This is a genomic window from Vibrio sp. R15-SG3-ISO1A (genome assembly GCF_059833955.1).
In genome coordinates this window covers 1-18,271 of the sequence record NZ_JCBDGH010000095.1, presented here as the reverse complement: position 1 = coordinate 18,271, position 18,271 = coordinate 1, and the positions used below count along the sequence as shown (strand labels likewise).

Annotated in this window: 16 protein-coding genes; 7 read left to right on the top strand and 9 right to left on the bottom strand. The window is 52.4% G+C overall.

Annotation, left to right across the window (positions count from 1 at the left end; translation table 11 throughout):
* Nucleotides 1-46: 46 nt before the first annotated feature.
* Complete coding sequence (gene pilW / locus AC6R0L_RS17205) at nucleotides 47-763, bottom strand: type IV pilus biogenesis/stability protein PilW (RefSeq protein ID WP_500629932.1); 717 nt, start codon at nucleotides 761-763, stop codon at nucleotides 47-49.
* A 194-nt stretch (nucleotides 764-957) separates the two neighbouring features.
* A complete protein-coding gene (gene metA, locus AC6R0L_RS17200) occupies nucleotides 958-1,899 on the bottom strand; it encodes a homoserine O-acetyltransferase MetA (RefSeq protein WP_334550485.1) in 942 nt (313 codons plus the stop codon).
* A gap of 182 nt (nucleotides 1,900-2,081) precedes the next feature.
* On the opposite strand from metA, the gene AC6R0L_RS17195 reads away from it, so the two are divergent.
* Complete coding sequence (locus AC6R0L_RS17195; RefSeq protein ID WP_500629931.1) at nucleotides 2,082-2,477, top strand: ATP-binding protein; 396 nt, start codon at nucleotides 2,082-2,084, stop codon at nucleotides 2,475-2,477.
* Nucleotides 2,447-2,884, top strand: a complete 438-nt coding sequence (locus tag AC6R0L_RS17190; protein ID WP_500629930.1) for a DUF3859 domain-containing protein — start codon at nucleotides 2,447-2,449, stop codon at nucleotides 2,882-2,884. Before AC6R0L_RS17195 ends, AC6R0L_RS17190 begins: the two co-directional genes overlap by 31 nt.
* Before the next feature lie 9 nt (nucleotides 2,885-2,893).
* On the opposite strand, the gene AC6R0L_RS17185 is transcribed toward AC6R0L_RS17190, so the two are convergent.
* The 7 genes from AC6R0L_RS17185 to AC6R0L_RS17155 form a co-directional block, all read right to left on the bottom strand.
* The gene (locus AC6R0L_RS17185) at nucleotides 2,894-4,030 is read right to left on the bottom strand and encodes an ABC transporter permease (protein ID WP_500629929.1); all 1,137 of its coding nucleotides are present in this window, start codon (nucleotides 4,028-4,030) and stop codon (nucleotides 2,894-2,896) included.
* The gene (locus AC6R0L_RS17180) at nucleotides 4,027-5,226 is read right to left on the bottom strand and encodes an ABC transporter permease (RefSeq protein WP_500629928.1); all 1,200 of its coding nucleotides are present in this window, start codon (nucleotides 5,224-5,226) and stop codon (nucleotides 4,027-4,029) included. The genes AC6R0L_RS17185 and AC6R0L_RS17180 overlap by 4 nt, the downstream gene beginning before the upstream one ends.
* Nucleotides 5,223-6,227, bottom strand: a complete 1,005-nt coding sequence (locus AC6R0L_RS17175) for an HlyD family secretion protein (protein ID WP_500629927.1) — start codon at nucleotides 6,225-6,227, stop codon at nucleotides 5,223-5,225. The genes AC6R0L_RS17180 and AC6R0L_RS17175 overlap by 4 nt, the downstream gene beginning before the upstream one ends.
* Nucleotides 6,228-6,236: 9 nt before the next feature.
* Nucleotides 6,237-7,637, bottom strand: a complete 1,401-nt coding sequence (locus AC6R0L_RS17170) for a TolC family protein (RefSeq protein WP_500629926.1) — start codon at nucleotides 7,635-7,637, stop codon at nucleotides 6,237-6,239.
* 176 nt (nucleotides 7,638-7,813) lie between these two features.
* A complete protein-coding gene (locus AC6R0L_RS17165) occupies nucleotides 7,814-9,340 on the bottom strand; it encodes a tripartite tricarboxylate transporter permease (RefSeq protein WP_500629925.1) in 1,527 nt (508 codons plus the stop codon).
* Nucleotides 9,341-9,356: 16 nt separating this feature from the next.
* Nucleotides 9,357-9,875 (bottom strand): tripartite tricarboxylate transporter TctB family protein, encoded by a 519-nt coding sequence (locus AC6R0L_RS17160; RefSeq protein ID WP_500629924.1) that lies wholly within the window; start codon nucleotides 9,873-9,875, stop codon nucleotides 9,357-9,359.
* 267 nt (nucleotides 9,876-10,142) lie between these two features.
* Nucleotides 10,143-11,114 (bottom strand): tripartite tricarboxylate transporter substrate binding protein, encoded by a 972-nt coding sequence (locus AC6R0L_RS17155; RefSeq protein ID WP_334550472.1) that lies wholly within the window; start codon nucleotides 11,112-11,114, stop codon nucleotides 10,143-10,145.
* A gap of 423 nt (nucleotides 11,115-11,537) precedes the next feature.
* On the opposite strand from AC6R0L_RS17155, the gene AC6R0L_RS17150 reads away from it, so the two are divergent.
* The 5 genes from AC6R0L_RS17150 to prpF form a co-directional block, all read left to right on the top strand.
* Nucleotides 11,538-12,245, top strand: a complete 708-nt coding sequence (locus tag AC6R0L_RS17150; RefSeq protein ID WP_500629923.1) for a GntR family transcriptional regulator — start codon at nucleotides 11,538-11,540, stop codon at nucleotides 12,243-12,245.
* Nucleotides 12,246-12,256: 11 nt separating this feature from the next.
* Nucleotides 12,257-13,150: a methylisocitrate lyase gene (prpB, locus tag AC6R0L_RS17145; protein ID WP_500629922.1), complete on the top strand. Its 894-nt coding sequence runs from the start codon at nucleotides 12,257-12,259 to the stop codon at nucleotides 13,148-13,150.
* Between the two features lie 181 nt (nucleotides 13,151-13,331).
* On the top strand, nucleotides 13,332-14,480 hold the full coding sequence (gene prpC, locus AC6R0L_RS17140; RefSeq protein WP_500629921.1) for a bifunctional 2-methylcitrate synthase/citrate synthase: 1,149 nt from the start codon (nucleotides 13,332-13,334) through the stop codon (nucleotides 14,478-14,480).
* A gap of 23 nt (nucleotides 14,481-14,503) precedes the next feature.
* Nucleotides 14,504-17,095, top strand: a complete 2,592-nt coding sequence (acnD, locus tag AC6R0L_RS17135) for a Fe/S-dependent 2-methylisocitrate dehydratase AcnD (protein WP_500629920.1) — start codon at nucleotides 14,504-14,506, stop codon at nucleotides 17,093-17,095.
* Between the two features lie 10 nt (nucleotides 17,096-17,105).
* A partial coding sequence (gene prpF, locus AC6R0L_RS17130) for a 2-methylaconitate cis-trans isomerase PrpF (RefSeq protein WP_500629919.1) occupies nucleotides 17,106-18,271 on the top strand: 1,166 nt, incomplete at its 3' end.

Genomic DNA, 18,271 nt, shown 5'->3' with positions numbered 1-18,271 from the left:
TCTTGTATCGAGAATACAAAAAAATTCACAAACGAAAATGATCAGTTTATCCGTTCGAGAGCGCTTCTAACTGCTTACGATACTTCTCTTCTAACGCGCTGTTCCCGGCGCGCTCTTCCAACTCGATCAGTAGGGCCAATGAGGCTTGTTGCACGCCAAACTGCTGGTGGAAGTTCATCAAGCGTATTCGCGCTGATGTGTATTCACCTTGCTCTATTTCAAGTTTAGTCAGGCGCAGCAGCGAGGTGACACGGCGCGGGTCGTGATCCAATGTGCGTTTGAAATAACCCATGGCTTGTTCGGGTTTGCCCGCTTTCAATGCACAGAGTGCCGCATTTTCATAGCTGGCGGAAATCAGGTAGTAGTAGGGCTGCTCAATGGCTCGATTAAACAGTTGATCAGCCTGAGGATAGCGTTCTTGTTTGCATAAAAACGTGCCGTAGTTGTTCATTACATTACCGTTTCTCGGGTGCTGTCTCAGCGCCGTTTTATACAGTTTTTCAGCGTCCGCTTCTTCACCGACTTGCTCGAAATAGTGCGCCATCGCCAATTGTGCTCGGTAATAACTTTTATCGTGCTGAAGGGCTTTTTCCAGATTTTCGCGGGCTTTAACCATATCACCCTGCTGTAAGTAACCCATGCCAAGGGCTAAGCGCGCATCGGCTTTTTCTCGTGGGTTGGCATTGAGCTCAGGCTCAGCGTTATTGTCCACCGTGACACAGGCAGAGAGAAGTAACACCAAAGGAAGGAGAAGGGTACGCATATTCGTTCAACTTTTGTGGTTCAGTAACAGATAACAAGCTTGTGCTTTTTTATACCTGATCCCATCTGGTGTTTGCGCCGATGAGTGAGACTCTGCGAGGGGTTTATCAGTTTCTTAGTGTGGGCGGAAAAAGAATGCGAGCGAGGGCGCGCTTGCGCCCTCGTATTCGGTGACAGGGTGTTGCCCTAGACGCGTTAATCGTCTTTGGTGAAGTTGGCTTCGCTGAAGTGATCCAAATCGTATGGCGTTTGCTGGTAGACGCAGTAGTTCAACCAGTTGGCAAATAGCAGGTGTCCATGACTGCGCCAACTTGCGCACGGTTTGTTGTCAGGATTGTTGTTGGGGTAGTAGTTGACCGGAATCGCCGGTTCCATTCCCTCACTTAGATCGCGGATGTACTCATTGTGCAGGGTGTGTGAGTCATACTCTGGATGGCCCGTCACAAACACATTGCGCTTATCTTTGGTAGCCGCCAAGTAAACGCCAGCCACGTCTGAGGTGGCCAAGATGTCGAGATCCGTATGCTCGGCGAGATACTCCGGTGAGAAATCAGCGTAGCGAGAATGCGGTGCTAAAAAGGTGTCGTCAAAACCACGCAGAATGGGGTGAAACTCATGATGAATTTGATGTTGATACACACCGGAGAGCTTCTCTTTGCGAGTGCGCTTAGGCAAATTGTAGAGCAGCTTTAATCCTGCCTGTGCGGCCCAGCAGACGTATAAGGTCGAGGTGACGTGCTCTTTCGCCCAGTTCATGATGGTTTTGAGGTGGTCCCAATAAATCACGTCTTCAAACTGGACCAGACCGAGCGGCGCACCGGTGATGATCAAACCATCGAAATTGCGTTTTTTGATCATCTCAAATTGTCGGTAAAAGTTGTCTAGGTGCTCGGTTGGCGTATTTTTACTCGGGCGATCATCAATGCGCAGCAGTTCAATATCGACCTGCAATGGGCTATTGGACAAGAGGCGTAAAAATTGCGTCTCTGTCTCAATTTTTTTTGGCATAAGATTGAGGATCAACACCTTAAGTGGACGAATTTCCTGCGTAGAGGCACGCGATTCGCTCATGATGAAGATATTTTCCTGACGCAGTACATCAGTGGCAGGCAATTGATCGGGGATCTTAATGGGCACAGCTTTCTCCCTAAGCTCTGTTATGGACGTCTATACATCTAAACTTACCCGAATCAGTATGAGATGTCGATAGCATTTTTAGGCCAAATTGGTTTACTATCTGCGCCTCGAACTTGGTGAGACTATGTCGGCGCAGCCACAGACAAATCAGCGGACATCGGCCGCAAGGGAGTAATAGAGCGGTGAAATTGACCTTAATTCGTGGTCTGCCAGGTTCTGGCAAAAGCACCCTAGCGAAAACACTGCCAGCGGTGCACCTTGAAGCGGATATGTATTTTATCGCTGACGATGGCGTTTACCGCTATGACAAAGCGAAAATTTCCGATGCGCACGAGTGGTGCAGAGCTGAGGTCAAACGTGCGCTGACCAACAAGCAGGACGTGGTTGTCTCCAATACTTTTGTCCAGCGCTGGGAAATCGCGCCGTACTACCGCCTCGCCAAGCAATTTGGCGCTGAGTTTGTGGTGATGGAGTGCACTGGGCAATTTCAAAATATCCACGGCGTTGAGCGCAGTACAATCGAACACATGAAAAAACGGTGGCAGACATGGCAAAGCGATCGCCCGTTGTTGAAATGACCTCTTACGGTATTTACGACCAATGGGACTCCAAATCAAAACATCTTCCTAAAATACAAGCGTTTACCACTAAGGTTCCGGCTGACGAGGACGTCGAGTTTGGCTTTATCGTCAACATCAAAAAAGCCAAAGGTGCGCTGATTGAGTTTTGTATCGATCATCCCGGTATCTTAGGCAAAAAAGGCCAGACGTTAGCGCCTTTCACCGGCGAGTTGCACGTGGGCAGCAACGATTGGGATTTCTACTTGGGCGATACAATTCAACTGCTTCATCCAGACGGCGGTTTAGAGTCGAATTTGGGGCATTGGCACATGAGCATCGAGATGGACGGACGCGTGATTGCACAAAAGACCTTCGATGTGTATGGCCGGGATGAAAATGAGTTTTGGCGCCGCCGAGGTTTTTAAACGCGGCGCTCAAACGTTATCGCGGCGATGTTCACGCAATGCGCGCCAAGCCATGAGGATCCAACCCAGTGCTTGCACCCACAGCAGTGCGTATTGCGCCGCGACTTGATGCCAGTTTCCCCCCATCTGGTTTAAACGCAAGAATGCTTGGATGGCGGGCGTACTAGGAAAAAGCTGCGATAGCCAAACGATGCCATCGGGAATCGCCTCGAGCGGCCAGATAAACCCCGCACTAAAAATCAGCGGCATTGAGCTGATTAATACCACTAGTGTCACCAGCTCTCGTCTTGGTACTATTGTACCCAGCCAAATGCCTATCGCGCAGGATGCCAATAAGAAAGGCAGCAATAGAGTGACAAGCTCGGCAAGGTTTGCCAACTGCGCGACGCCGTGCAAGCGAAAACTCGGCCCGAAGTAATAGCCGCTTAGTACCAAGTAAATACTCGTCAGCAGCACCATTCGTCCCCCTATTAAGGCGAGAGGGCTGACGTTAGACCAATAGCCACGACCATGCTTTTGTGTGCCTTGCATCAACCCCGCTGCCATCGCCAGCGTTTGCTGCAAAATCAGCACAAACACCGCAGGCACCACATAATCGACATAGCCCATTTGCGGGTTAAAAGTGGGTTTGAGGTTGAGCTTGGTGGGCGCGAAGTGATTGGCCGCTGCGCTCAGTGGCTCACCATCAACAAGCAATTTCGCCACTGTGGTTTGCGCCGCTAGCGTGCCACCCGCTTGTCCCAAGCCTTCGACAATGGTGCCGTAGACCAAAAAGTAAGAGGCATCCCCCGCGTAAGCCAAGGTCGGGCTTTTACCTAACATCAGATCTTTATAGAAATGCTCTGGGATCACCAAAATGCCGCTAATATCGCCGCTTAAAAAGGCCACTTTGGCCGCTTCTATGCTTGAGTCACGCCGCACGATGTGCACTTGGGGTGTCGCATCTACCATGCGCTCTAGCTGATAGCTGGTTTGGCTTTTGTCCAAGTTCACCACGCTGATGACTTGCTCGCGTGGGGTTTGGTAAGAGTAGGGCATCGGGTAGAGAAACGAGTAAAACACGACGCCACCAAACACCGTGAGAAGTACCACAGGATTATGCAGCAGCGCCTTTAGCTCCGCTTTCAGCAGTGCGGTAAACGTCATGATTGGTGCTCCTTAAGTTCCGCGCGCGCGTGCCTTTTTGTGTCATTTGCAGCGTTAATAGCACTGTTGAGGTGCTTGCGAGCGAGAAGAAGACACAGCAGCGCTGGTAGCAGATAGCCAAGCAGTGGAGTCAGATGCATCAGTGTGGTGAGCGCCGATGCGCCATAGCTGACTTGGCCCACCTGCGCTTCAATATAGTGACTGATGGGCAAGAGTGAACGCCAAGCTTGGGCGAGCGGCGACATGTCAGAGACCGGGAAAGTGATACCCATAAAGGCAAAACTTGGCGCTGTAAACGCGCCGGCAAAGCTCATCGCTCTCGCGGGATCTAAGGTCAAAAAGAAGAACACACTGCCCATGGCCATACACGCGAGTATGGTCGGCACTTGCGCGGCGAACAACACCCAAAGGTTGCCTTGCATCGGCCACTGTAAGCCCGAATAAAACCAGACTAAAAACGCCACGCCTTGCAGCCAAAATAGTGGAAAGTAGGGCAGTAAAGTGCGACACAGTGCCACGCCCGGCGAAGGCGCTAACCAACGCACTAGGCCATGATCGCGTTGATTGGCGGCCAGCACTAAGAGCGTGCTAACGACAATGACGATTTGCCACAGCGCTGGGATGATCGCGCTGACTAAAAACTGGGCGTAATTGGAATTCTTATTGAACAGCGGAGTGACCTGGGTCGAGACGGGCACAGCGTTGCCCATCGCAGAGAGTAGGGTTGTATTGCCACCGGCGAGACCCTCGAACGTGGCTAACTGCGCATTGAATGTCCCATGCGCTTGGACAAACGCGGCGTTCATCAGTTTGCCAATCAAGATCGCTTGGCTGTTGTAAAACACACTGACTTGCGGGGCGAGCTGTTTCATCGCGTCTTGTTCGAAACGGTTCGGGATCACGGCGTAGGCGTAGATCTCCCCCTGTACCAGTGCCGCTTTCGCCTCACTGGGGCTTTGAAAATGACGCGTCACTTGCATGGTTGAGGTGGCGTCATAGTCGCGTTCAAGTGTGTAAGAGAGCGCACTCTTGTCTAGATTGACCACACCAATAGGCAGATCGCGCGCGATACCTTGGGAAAATATCGACCAGATACACCAAGCGAGTGCGATGGGAATCCAGGTCAAGCTAGCGAGGAGCCACCGATCACGCGTCATGGTCGCCCACTGCTGCGCTATGGCTTGGTGTATCATCATTGCGCGCCTTGCGAGACAGCTGAAGGGGCAATTTCCACAGCGAGACTCATGCCCATCCTCAAGCCTTGTACGGGCTCGCTTGGTCTGGCTTCGACTTCAAAGGTACGTAAATCAAACCCTTGGCTGGCATCGGTTGAGCGCCAAGTGGCAAAATCGCCCATGACCGCGACATGGCTCACGGTGAAGGTTATCTCTTTATCCAACGCAGGAACGTAAGCGTTAAATTGTGTGCCTTTGCTAAAGTAGCGCAGGTAATCTTCACGAACGTTAAACACGGCCCACATATCTTCGGTATCAAGCACAGTGACAACGGGAAAGCCTTGCGGCGCTAACTCGCCGCTTTGCAGCAGCACCTGCGAAACCTCGCCGTCAAACCAACTGTGAATTTGGGTATCTTGCGCGTAGGCTTCTACTTCGGCAACCGCACCAGCGGCCATGCGGGCTTTCTCTGCGGCGGCGACTTTGGTCTCGCTGCGCGCACCTTCTTGCGCCATTTGATACATCTGGTAGGCGGCACTTTCCGTGTATTTTGCCGCATCCCATTGGGTTTTGGCTTCGTCGCGTTTTTGCTCTGCCACCACACCATCATTAAATAGGTTGTTGACTCGAAGATAGGTTTTTTCCATCAGATCGGCGGCGGCTTGCGCTTTGAGCCATTGATCTTTTGCGGCTTGGATTTGTTGCGCACGCGCGCCTTTTTCCGCTTCTTGAGCCAGTGCATCGGCGGCTTTTTCTCCGGCCTTAGCTTGCTCTAATTTTGCCGCGATTTCAGGGCTGTGCAGGGTGAAAATGAGTTGCCCTTTAGTGACATTGTCACCTTTGCGCACCAGCACTTGATCGATACGCCCTGGTACTTTCGACGAAATGCTGTATTGCTGCGCTTCAATCTGACCTTGCAAGCGAACTGGCTGAGGCTGATAGGCGTCGTAAACGCTGTAGCCGACCCAAGATGTCAGAGCGATTGCAGCTGCGGTAAGCAGGTAAGGTTTGGCTTGGTTCATCTTTGATCCTTAACGATTCGACAACGGGATGGCGTTATATTGATACTGTTTAAAACTGTCCATTTCACTCGACAGAGCCAACAACTTGGACAGTGACACAAGGTATTGAAAACTGGCGGCGGCTTTTTGTGTTTCAACACTGGCGACATAGAGCTGGGCATCGACGACATCGGTTGACGTCGAAAGCCCTTGCGAAAAGGCTTTTTCGCGCAGTTTGAGATTCTCCTGCGCCAGTGACAAGCTTGAATCGAGCCCTTGGACCTCTTCTCGCGCTTGCTGCGCTTCTAAATAGGTCTTCTGGACCAGAACGGAGAGATCTTGTTTCGCCTGCGCTTTGAGATATTTAACCTGAGACACCGCACTGTGCGCCGCTTTGACCTGCTCTGAGCGGCCGGAGGTGTCAATCAGAGGCACATTGACACCAACGCCCACGAGCCACTCGGGTTTCAGCTGACTTGCGAGGGAATCATCCTCATACAAGCTGTAGTCGCCATAGAGGTACACTTCTGGGTAGTAACGGCCTTTTTCCGCTTTGATCAGGCTGTTGGCTTGCTTCTCTTTGGCGTCAAGCAGAGCGAGGCCTGGGTAGGTGGCTAACGTGCGGTCGATAAACAGATCCAGTGGCGGCAGGCTTGGATTTATAAACAAGTGGTCTGAGGGCTCGACGCCGTCGGTTTGGTTGAGAATTTTCGTCAGCGCCGCTTGGGCGATATCGAGATCCTTTTGCGCCTTCTTGCGCTCAATCACGGCTTTGTCCAACGCGGATTCCGCTTGCAGCCTTTCGACGCGGGCGATTTGCCCTTGTTGTTCGAGCTTGAGTGCGTTGTCTCTGTGTTTGGTTAGCCCTGCTTCCACCAGTTGTCGGGTGTGCAGTACGTCTTGTGTCAATAAAACGGAAAAATAGTATTTACTGAGATCTTCAAAGCGCGCTTGGGTTTCCATTGCTAGCTCACTCTTTGCCTGTTCGCTTTTCCCTTGCGCGGCGCTTTGCGCGGCATCGATGCGACCGCCAGTAAAGATTGGCCAAACGGCGCGAATGGAGGAGGAGAATATGTCGCGCTCGGTGATGGTAGAGGTCACGCTTCCGAGCTGTGAGACCAATCCACCGAAGGTGGGGCCAAGGTTGGGCATCGTTGCCCCTGTGCTGTCAAAGAGCTGCTCACCAGACAGGGTCACGTCGGTATCGAGGCGTGTGTAGTTGGCGCCTAGGGTGACAGACGGCAAATTTAGGCTATCGGTTGCGGAGTGCAGCGCTTGGTAACGGTCAACATTCGCGCGCGAGGCCGCGAGTGAGTGGTTCTCTTGTTGGAGCAGCGTCCACGCTTGTTCAAAACTGATCGGTGCAGCGTGCGCCACGCTAGACACTGCGCCGCAACAGGCGAGCATCAAAGCTAAAGGGCGAATAGGCATGACGTGTGCGGTCCTCGCTTAAATGAAAGTGATAAATTAGAGTCTATACTCTAATTTTTGTTCAAGCAATCCATCTATGAGGTTTGATGCGTAAGGAAATTAATGCGTAAGGAAAGAAAACGAGGGCGATAACGCCCTCGGGAGAAAACAACGTTCGAATGACTACTTTCGACTGACTACTGCTCAATCTGTTTTGGCGAACCTTTCAAGGCTTGTAACAGTTTGACCAGTAGTGGGCTGAGTAGCACGAGCGCGGCGAGCACGGTAAAGGTGAAGGTGATAGGGCGTTCCCAAAGGAAGCTCAGCTCACCATCGCTAATCATCAAAGCGCGGCGTAAATTCTCTTCCATCAGGCCGCCAAGGATAAAGCCAAGCAGCAGCGGCGCGAGTGGGAAGTTGGCTAAACGCAATGCGATGGCACCAACGGCAATCAGCAACATGATGAACACATCCATGGTGTTAAACGAGACCAAGTACACACCGGTTATCGAGAAAAATAAGATCATCGGTAGCAGCACGGTGCGCGGCACGGCCAGCAGGCGTGAAATGTAAGGGATCAGCGGTAAGTTCAAGATCACTAACACGATGTTGCCAAAGTACATTGAGATAATCACCGACCAAAACACATCCGGATGCTCAACAAACAAACGCGGCCCCGGTTGAATTCCATAGGCGAACAGCGCACCGAGCATGATGGCGGTGGTGCCCGAACCCGGAATACCCAGCGTTAACAACGGCACAAAAGAACCACTCGATGCGGCGTTGTTGGCCGACTCCGGCGCCACCAGACCACGAATGCTGCCTTTACCGAACTCTTCACGCTTCTCTTTTGGCGCTAAGTTTCGTTCCATGCCATAGCTAAGAAACGCGGCAATGGTTGCCCCTGCACCCGGCAATACACCGGTGAAAAAGCCCAAAATGGAAGAGCGAATCGAGACTGGTGCCACTTCTTTGATCTCTTCCTTGGTCACTTTCATGCTGCCGATGTCGCTCATCTTACTTTGCTCTTCGTTGCGGGTATCTTGCTCCGGTTTGAGAATACCCATTAAAGTTTCACCGAGTGCAAAAGTGGCCATGGCAAGCAGAAGAAAGCTAAAGCCATCCATTAGATCAGTTAGGCCAAAGGTGAAGCGTTCAACGCCGACGCCTTTATCAATTCCGACGGTAGAGAGCATCAAACCGAGGACCGTCATCATCCATGCTTTGATCACTTGTCCTTTGCCAGCAAACGCCGCAACAGCGGAGAGGCCAAGCAGCATCAAGGCAAAATAGTCGGAGGATTGGAAACTCAGCGAGACGCTCGCGAGCGCAGGCGCGGCAACCAACAGCATGATGGCCGAGAGCGTACCGCCCGTAAATGACGAGTAAGCCGCAAGCGCAAGGGCTTTTCCTGCTTGACCTTTTTGTGCCATAGGATAGCCATCAAACGCCGTCACAACGGTGGATGAGCAGCCCGGTGCGTTAATCAAAATCGAGGAGGTGGAGCCGCCAAACACTGCGCCGTAGTAGACGCCCGCCATCAAGATCAGTCCTGATGAGGGATCGAGTCCGTAGGTGATGGGGATCATGAGGGCGATGGCTGAAATCGGGCCAAGGCCAGGAAGCATGCCGATAAACGTACCGACAAAACAGCCGACGATGACCATCATTAGGTTCATCGGCATCACGGCGGTCGAAAGACCTTGTAAAATTCCGTCTAACATGGGATTTCCTTACTGATTACGACCACATAGTGAAGATAACGCCCGGCTCGAGATAGATATCCAGCCCTTGGGTAAGAAGAAGATAAAACGCAATCACAAACGGGAATGACGCGCCAAACAAGACCGCTTTGCGTCTCTCGCCAAGCAAGTAAAAGCCGGCAAGCAAGAAAAAGCCGGTCGCCAAGACAAAGCCAAGGTAGGTCAGACCGACGCCGTAAAGCGCCATCAGGACTAAAAAGCCAATCAGTAACTTCCAGTTGAAATCCAGTACAGCGCCACTTTGGCTGTCTTTTTTGCCCATCACCAGAAGCAAGAGCGCCAAGCCAATACCGGCAAACGTCAGCAGTGTGGGTAGGGTGCGCGCGGTAAAAGGTTCGTATTCATCACCCGGAAACATCGGGATCTGGGTGGTTTGGTAGCCGTAGCATAGGCAGACAATCAGAAATATCATCGCACCAACACGATCACGGCACAGCAGGTTCTCTTTGCTAAAGATGCTGCCTTGGTTGAAAGAGTTCGTTGGTAAGTCCGACATAGCCAACTCCATTTGAGTTATCGAAACGCTGCATCAATCGAGCCATACTGAGTAGAGGCTGGATACGATGTGCGTTGGATAAAGTAGAAAAAAGCCGTACTAGAGGGTTAATGAGCAACATATTCACTAACAATGGCCTTTCTCTCTAAGTGGAATTTGGAGTGAAAGGCCAACTGTTCAACACAAACAGCGGAGATTGTCTAAGGTTCTCAAGTACGGCGAAAACAAGGGTGGTAGACCCGCTACCGACCCAAACATGGCGGCGTATTACTTGAGGAAGCCAAGCTCACGCATCAAATCGCCCATCTGTTTCTCTTGGTCTTCAAGGAAAGCGTAGAACTCTTTGTCCGCTTTGTAGTTGTCGATCCAACCGTTACGGTCACGCACGACTTTCCACTCATCGGTTTGATACATTTTGCTGAGGGCGGCATTCCATTCATCAATCTTCGCTTGGCTTGCGCCAGGGGCTGCGAAGAAGCCACGCCAGTTGGCAAAGACTGTTTCGTTGCCATATTCAGTGAGCGTCGGAATATCCGGTGCTGCGTCTAAACGTTTAGGCGCTGTCACCGCGAGGATTTTAACTTGGCCAGATTTCGACATCTCCAGCACTTCGCCAAGGCCGGTAGATAAGAGCTGTGTTTCACCAGAAAGCAGCGCGGCCATGGCTTTGCCGCCTGCATCATAAGCGATGTAGCGAACGGTTTTTGCGTCAAACCCTTCACCTTTAAAGGCGGCTGCGACCACCAAGTGGTCCATGCTGCCGCGTGCAGAGCCGCCAGCGATTTTGACTTTACGTGGGTTAGACTCAAACTCTTTAACCACATCTTCCCAAGTGTTGTAGCCTGAATCGACCGAGGTCACGATGGCACCGTAATCGGCAATGGTCGCCGCGACGGGCGTGAGATCACGAAATGATTGCGGGAAAATACCGGTCAGAGAGCGCACCACGATAGGGGTGGAATTGACCATCAGAGTGTCTTCTTGACGCTCAGCGGTTTCAATCAAATGCGCAATGGCTTTACCGCCGCCGCCACCAGAGAGGTTTTGGAACGAGACGTTGTCGACAATCTCAGATTTGACCAACACGTCACCAGTGCCACGCGCCGTCATATCCCAGCCGCCACCGGCGCCACCAGGGATCAGAAAGTGGATTTTTTCCACATCCGCCGCCCATGCACTGAATGAGAAAGACGCAGCGATGATCGACGCTGCAAGAGTGGGTTTGAGTACCTTAAACATGATTCACGTTCCTTATGTAGGCAGAACTTCTCTTTGGAAGTCTCGTTATGGTTATGGGTTATCTCACTAAAGCGAGCGCTGTTATCGAGCCTTGTCTTGCTGGGCGATACCAGTACCTGCTTGTTGGATGCCTCAAGGTTAATGACATGTTACAAGTCTGTCTGCGTTGCGCGTATAAAAATAATATTGGGCATAAAGCGAATTAAGTTCATAAAGTTCACGGATGTCGATGGGGGTGTTTACTATTCAACATTGTCGACACTGAGTGATTTTGTGGCAGTAAAAATGGGCTTTTACTTATACCTTAGTCTAAATTGTCGACAATATGATTGATTGTCGACAATTTGAGCGTTATGGTGAAAACATCAACGAAGACCTCCAACACTCTGTGGAGGGCGTCACCCAGAAATGATCGAGAGACCGATGAACATCGCTAGAGAGTTTGAACTCGCCAACGGCCCAAGCAAAACGAAGCCAGCTACTGAAAATACCAAATCCCTGACACTCACCGAGAGCCTTGTCGAGGACATTGTCAGTGGTGCGATTGCTCCGGGCAGCAAAATATCGGAGCCAGAACTGGCGAAACGATTTAACGTTAGCCGCGGGCCTTTGCGTGAGGCGATTATGCGTCTTGAAGGGTTGGGATTGATTGAGCGTATCCCGCACGTCGGAGCGCGCGTGATCACCTTTTCACCGGAAAAACTGATTGAATTGTACGCAGTACGCGAGGCGCTCGAAGGAATGGCGGCCAGATTAGCCGCGCGCCACATGACACCACAAGATATTGCCGGCCTTGAGCAACTGCTGAATGCTCACTCTCATCATATTGAAGAAGTGGAAGGCGCGTCCTACTTCCACCAACACGGCGATTTTGATTTCCACTACCGCATCATTAAAGCGAGCCGTAATCGACACCTCATCAATTTGCTTTGTAATGAGCTGTACCACTTATTGCGTATGTATCGCTACCAGTCTCCGCGCGCGCAATCGCGACCAAAAGAAGCGCTGGCGGAGCATCGACATATCCTCCAAGCGATTGCCAACCGTGACGAAGAGTTAGCGGAAATGCTGATGCGTCGCCACATTTCAGGCAGTCGCCTTTTGATTGAACAACAAATACTCACGGACTAGAGGAAGTGACTATGAGTCTCACGCCCGGAGCCAAGTTTCGGCTCGCCCTACAGCAAAATCATCCGCTCCAGATTGTCGGAACCATCAACCCTTATTGCGCCATGATGGCGAAGAACTTAGGTCATCAAGCCATATATCTATCTGGTGGGGGCATTGCTAACGCCTCTTATGGCTTACCAGACCTTGGCATCACGACATTGAATGATGTGCTGGTGGATGTCGACCGCATCACTAATGCGTGCGACTTGCCACTGTTGGTGGATATCGATACCGGATTTGGCGGCGCGTTTAATATTGGCCGCACCATCAAAGCGATGGAAAAGGCCGGTGCGGCAGCGGTGCACATGGAAGATCAAGTGGCGCAAAAACGCTGCGGCCATCGACCGAACAAGGCGATCGTTAGACAAGAAGAGATGGTCGACCGAGTCAAAGCGGCGGTGGATGCGCGCAATGACGATCAGTTTGTCATCATGGCACGCACCGATGCATTGGCTGTCGAAGGCATTGACCGCGCGATTGAGCGGGCGATTGCGTGTGTGGAAGCGGGTGCGGACATGATCTTCCCCGAAGCGATGACAGAGTTGGCACAGTACCGACAGTTTTCTGCTGCGCTTGAAAGCGCTACGGGGAAAAAAGTACCGATTCTGGCGAATATCACTGAATTTGGTCAAACGCCGCTCTACAGCTGTGAAGAGCTAGGCCAGTCGAATGTCGACATGGTGCTCTATCCACTGAGTGCGTTTCGCGCCATGAACAAAGCGGCGGAAATGGTCTATCGCCATCTGCTTGAAGTAGGCAATCAAGAAGCGCTACTTGGCGAGATGCAGACTCGCAAAGAGCTCTATGCACACCTCAATTATCACGATTACGAGGACAAGCTCGACAGACTGTTTAGTGACCAATAACAACAGATCTTGAGTGACGAATAACAGTAGTTTTTGAGTAACGAATAACAATAGTAATGCAAACAATAACGTGAAATCAGCGGGTTAAAGAGATCCAAACCTCTTGCCGTCAGAGCCTGAAGCAAAAGGCGCTTAAGGGCGAGGGGGATTGGGCAAAGCTCGCAAGAAAAGGAGTTCTACCATGTCTCACACTGAGAATGATCTGAGCAAAAAACCGATTGGCGGCGCAGGATTGCGTGGTCAGAGTGCCGGCAGCACCGCACTGTGCACCGTTGGTAAAACAGGAACAGGGCTAACCTACCGTGGCTACGACATCACCGATTTGGCCAATAACGCCCAATTTGAAGAGGTGGCGTTTTTGCTGCTAAGAGGCCATTTACCCAATCAACAAGAGCTAGACACTTACAAGACGCGTCTGATTGGCCTACGCGGCCTTTCGAATGAGCTAAAGGCGGCGTTAGAGTTAATTCCTGCCAGCGCCCATCCGATGGATGTGATGCGCACCGGTTGCTCAATGTTGGGAAATCTTGAGCAAGAGATGAGTTTTGATCAGCAGCTCGATGCGACCGAGCGAATGCTGGCGCTCTTTCCCGCCATTATCTGCTATTGGTATCGCTTTAGCCATGATGGCGTGAGAATTGATACCCAAGACCAAAGCGAAGCCTGCATTGGGGGCTACTTCCTCAAACTGCTCACTGATAAAGCGCCGAGTGAACTTCATAAGCAGGTGATGCACTGCTCGCTCATTTTGTATGCAGAGCATGAGTTTAATGCCTCTACCTTTGCGGCCCGAGTGTGCGCTTCGACCTTATCTGATATCCACTCATGCATCACAGCGGCGATCGGTACTTTACGAGGCCCCCTGCACGGCGGCGCTAACGAAGCCGCAATGGAGATGATTGAAGGCTGGATGACGCCCGATGAAGCGGAAGCCAACATCCTCACCATGTTGGCGAACAAAGACAAAATCATGGGATTTGGCCACGCCATTTATCGTGAAAGCGACCCGCGTAATGCGTTGATCAAGCGCTGGTCAAAAGCGCTCTCTCAAGCGGTGGGGGATACCCATCTCTATGCGGTTTCCGAACGGGTTGAAGCGGTCATGAAGCGAGAAAAAGGGCTGTTCTGTAACGCAGATTTCTTCCACGCATCGGCGTATCACTTTATGGATATTCCCACCAAACTGTTTACTCCCATTTTTGTGATGAGCCGCCTCACAGGTTGGGCAGCACACGTGTTTGAGCAGCGCGCCAACAATCGGATTATTCGCCCAAGCGCCGACTACACAGGCCCCGAGCATCAGCAGTGGGTTCCGATTGAGCAGCGTTAACGCCTAAGAGAGTGGATGTAAACATGAATAGCGATTCAAAATACAGAAAGTCACTGCCCGGATTCGATGTCGATTATTTCGATGCTCGCGCGGCGGTGAATGCACTGTCGCCCGGTGCTTACGATGGGCTGCCTTACACGTCACGGGTTCTGGCGGAGCAGTTGGTGCGCCGCTGTGAGCCAGAGAGTCTTGATGCAGCGCTGCTGCAATTGATTGAGCGCAAGCGTGACTTGGACTTTCCTTGGTATCCGGCGCGCGTCGTGTGTCACGATATTCTAGGACAAACCGCCTTGGTGGATTTGGCAGGGCTGCGTGATGCCATTGCTCTGCAAGGTGGCGATCCTGCGAAAGTGAACCCAGTGGTCGAAACGCAGCTGATTGTCGACCACTCATTAGCGGTGGAACACGCGGGCTTTGATCCACAGGCGTTTGAGAAAAACCGCGCCATCGAAGAGCGGCGCAATGAAGATCGCTTCCACTTCATTGATTGGTGTAAAACCGCATTTGAAAACGTCAGCGTGATCCCTGCAGGCAACGGCATTATGCACCAGATCAATTTGGAAAAAATGTCGCCAGTGGTTCAAGTCAAGCAAGGCATTGCCTATCCGGATACTTGTGTCGGGACCGACAGCCACACGCCGCACGTTGATGCGCTTGGCGTGATTGCCATTGGTGTCGGCGGCCTTGAGGCAGAAACCGTCATGCTAGGACGGCCGTCGATGATGCGTTTGCCCAACATTATTGGTGTCAAGCTAAGCGGAAAACGCCAAAGTGGCATCACCGCGACAGATATCGTACTGGCGATCACCGAGTTTTTACGCGAGCAGCGTGTGGTCTCGGCCTATTTGGAGTTCTTTGGTGAAGGGGCGCGCGATTTGACGATTGGTGATCGCGCCACCATTTCCAACATGACGCCGGAATACGGGGCGACGGCAGGGATGTTCTACATCGATGAGCAGACCATTCAGTATCTAAAACTGACCGGCCGCGATGACAAGCAAGTGGCTTTAGTGGAAGCCTACGCGAAACAAACCGGACTTTGGGCGGATGCGCTTAGCGAGGCGCAGTATGAGCGTGTGTTGGAGTTTGATCTCTCGAGTGTCACACGAAACCTCGCAGGCCCGTCTAATCCCCATCGCCGCTTACCGACGAGTGAGCTGGCCAATCGCGGTATCGCGCAATCCCGCGGTACAGATACCGGCGAGCAAAGGCTGCCCGATGGCGCCGTGATTATTGCCGCGATCACCTCTTGTACCAACACTAGCAATCCGAGAAACGTCGTAGCGGCAGGGTTATTGGCGAAAAAAGCCAATCAGCTAGGTCTGGTGCGCAAGCCTTGGGTTAAGTCCTCATTTGCGCCCGGCTCGAAAGTCGCCAAGCTCTACTTGCAAGAAGCGGGGCTATTGTCAGAGCTGGAGCAGCTTGGCTTTGGCATCGTCGCTTACGCGTGTACCACCTGTAACGGAATGAGCGGCGCGCTCGATCCCACTATTGAGCAAGAGATCATCGAACGCGATCTGTATGCGACCGCGGTGCTGTCAGGCAATCGCAACTTTGACGGTCGTATCCACCCGTATGCCAAACAAGCGTTTCTTGCGTCTCCTCCGCTGGTGGTTGCCTACGCGCTGGCGGGTTCAATCCGCTTTGATATTGAGCGCGATGTGCTCGGCCACAATGCCAACGGTGAACCTATCTATCTGAAAGATCTCTGGCCAAGTGATGAAGAGATCGATCAAGTGGTGGCTCAGCACGTGAAACCTGATCAGTTTAAGCAGGTTTACATTCAAATGTTCAAATTGGATGAGGAGCAACAGGCATCCAACCCACTCTATGATTGGCGCCCGATGAGTACTTATATTCGCCGTCCACCCTATTGGGAAGGGGCGTTGGCAGGTGAGCGCACCTTGAAAGGGATGCGTCCTCTGGCGGTATTGGGTGACAACATTACCACCGATCACTTATCGCCCTCCAATGCGATTTTGGCCAGTAGCGCTGCAGGCGAGTATTTAGCCAGTATGGGCGTACCAGAAGAGGATTTTAACTCCTACGCCACGCACCGCGGCGACCACCTGACGGCGCAACGGGCCACATTCGCGAACCCCAAATTGTTCAACGAGATGGTGAAACAGGGCGGCGATGTGGTGCAAGGCTCACTGGCACGCATTGAACCCGAAGGCAAAGTGGTGCGAATGTGGGAAGCGATCGAAACCTACATGGCGCGCAAACAGCCGCTGCTCATTGTTGCAGGGGCCGACTACGGCCAAGGCTCTTCTCGAGATTGGGCGGCAAAAGGCGTTCGATTAGCCGGGGTTGAAGCCATTGTTGCGGAAGGTTTTGAGCGTATCCATCGCACCAATCTTGTTGGGATGGGCGTATTACCGCTGGAATTTAAAACGGGCGTCACGCGCCATACGCTTGAGATAGATGGCTCAGAGACCTACGACGTAGTGGGTGACATTGCGCCTGGTGCCGACTTGGCGCTGATCATTACCCGTGCCAACGGTGAAACGCTTGATGTCGCGGTGACGTGCCGTCTAGATACCGCCGATGAAGTTTCTGTTTATCAAGCGGGCGGTGTTTTGCAGCGCTTTGCTCAAGACTTTTTAGCGCAGTAGGAGGCTGGCAATGAACGATGTGATTCGCGTTCCCGCGACGTACATGCGTGGTGGAACCAGTAAAGGGGTCTTTTTCAGGTTGGAAGATTTGCCTACTCAGGCACAAACCCCCGGTCCTGCGCGTGATGCGCTATTAATGCGCGTGATTGGCAGCCCTGATCCTTATGGGAAACAGATTGATGGCATGGGCGGAGCGACATCCAGCACATCCAAAACCGTGATAGTGAGCCCGAGTGCGCGTGACGATCATGACGTGGACTATCTATTTGGTCAGGTGGCGATAGGGCAAGCGTTTGTCGACTGGAGCGGAAACTGCGGCAACCTCTCTGCTGCGGTCGGCCCTTTTGCCATTCACGCGGGGTATCTGCCTGCTGAGCGCCGGCCCCACAATGGCGTTGCCAAGGTGCGGGTTTGGCAAGCCAATATCGAAAAAACCATTGTAGTGCATGTGCCGATCGTTGAAGGGAAAGTACAAGAAATGGGCAGTTTTATGCTCGATGGGGTCACGTTTCCTGCCGCAGAAATCCGCGTCGATTTTGTCGACCCCTCGGGCAGTGACAGTTCGCTGTTTCCAACTGGGCAAGTCGCGGAAGTGTTTGACGTGCCCGGAGTGGGGGCACTAACGGCGACCTTTATCAGTGCGGGGATTCCGACCGTGTTTCTCAATGCGTGCGAACTGGGCTTAACCGGCAGCGAACTTCAGCCGGCGATTAACGGCGATCCTGAATTGCTGGATAAGCTTGAGACCATACGCGCTCATGGCGCGCTTAGGATGGGGCTGATAGAGGACCTCTCAGAGGCTGCGACTCGCCAGCACACGCCGAAGCTCGCGTTTGTGGCACCGCCTAATACTTATCACACATCAAGTGCAAGTGTGGTTGAGGCGGGCGATATTGATCTTTTGGTCAGGGCGATGTCGATGGGACAGTTGCACCACGCCATGATGGGCACCGCAGCGGTGGCTATCGCTGCGGCGGCGTGCGTACCGGGCACGCTGGTCAATCAAGCGGCGGGCGGCGGCGAGCGTGACCAAGTCACCTTTGGTCATCCGTCTGGCACCTTAACCGTCGGCGCAAAAGTCGATGAGCAAGGTGGGCAATGGTGCGCTCGGCAAGTCAGTATGGGCCGCAGCGCAAGAATTTTGATGGAGGGCGTTGTGCGTGTTCCCTCCGATGT

What these genes read in the sequence shown, in the direction of transcription:
- AC6R0L_RS17185 (WP_500629929.1), bottom strand. Translation starts at nt 4,030, where the DNA reads ATGACGTTTACCGCACTGCTGAAAGCGGAGCTAAAGGCGCTGCTGCAT.
- AC6R0L_RS17175 (WP_500629927.1), bottom strand. Translation starts at nt 6,227, where the DNA reads ATGAACCAAGCCAAACCTTACCTGCTTACCGCAGCTGCAATCGCTCTG.
- pilW (WP_500629932.1), bottom strand. Translation starts at nt 763, where the DNA reads ATGCGTACCCTTCTCCTTCCTTTGGTGTTACTTCTCTCTGCCTGTGTC.
- AC6R0L_RS17155 (WP_334550472.1), bottom strand. Translation starts at nt 11,114, where the DNA reads ATGTTTAAGGTACTCAAACCCACTCTTGCAGCGTCGATCATCGCTGCG.
- AC6R0L_RS17180 (WP_500629928.1), bottom strand. Translation starts at nt 5,226, where the DNA reads ATGATGATACACCAAGCCATAGCGCAGCAGTGGGCGACCATGACGCGT.
- AC6R0L_RS17160 (WP_500629924.1), bottom strand. Translation starts at nt 9,875, where the DNA reads ATGTCGGACTTACCAACGAACTCTTTCAACCAAGGCAGCATCTTTAGC.
- AC6R0L_RS17165 (WP_500629925.1), bottom strand. Translation starts at nt 9,340, where the DNA reads ATGTTAGACGGAATTTTACAAGGTCTTTCGACCGCCGTGATGCCGATG.
- prpB (WP_500629922.1), top strand. Translation starts at nt 12,257, where the DNA reads ATGAGTCTCACGCCCGGAGCCAAGTTTCGGCTCGCCCTACAGCAAAAT.
- acnD (WP_500629920.1), top strand. Translation starts at nt 14,504, where the DNA reads ATGAATAGCGATTCAAAATACAGAAAGTCACTGCCCGGATTCGATGTC.
- prpC (WP_500629921.1), top strand. Translation starts at nt 13,332, where the DNA reads ATGTCTCACACTGAGAATGATCTGAGCAAAAAACCGATTGGCGGCGCA.
- AC6R0L_RS17190 (WP_500629930.1), top strand. Translation starts at nt 2,447, where the DNA reads ATGGCAAAGCGATCGCCCGTTGTTGAAATGACCTCTTACGGTATTTAC.
- AC6R0L_RS17170 (WP_500629926.1), bottom strand. Translation starts at nt 7,637, where the DNA reads ATGCCTATTCGCCCTTTAGCTTTGATGCTCGCCTGTTGCGGCGCAGTG.
- AC6R0L_RS17150 (WP_500629923.1), top strand. Translation starts at nt 11,538, where the DNA reads ATGAACATCGCTAGAGAGTTTGAACTCGCCAACGGCCCAAGCAAAACG.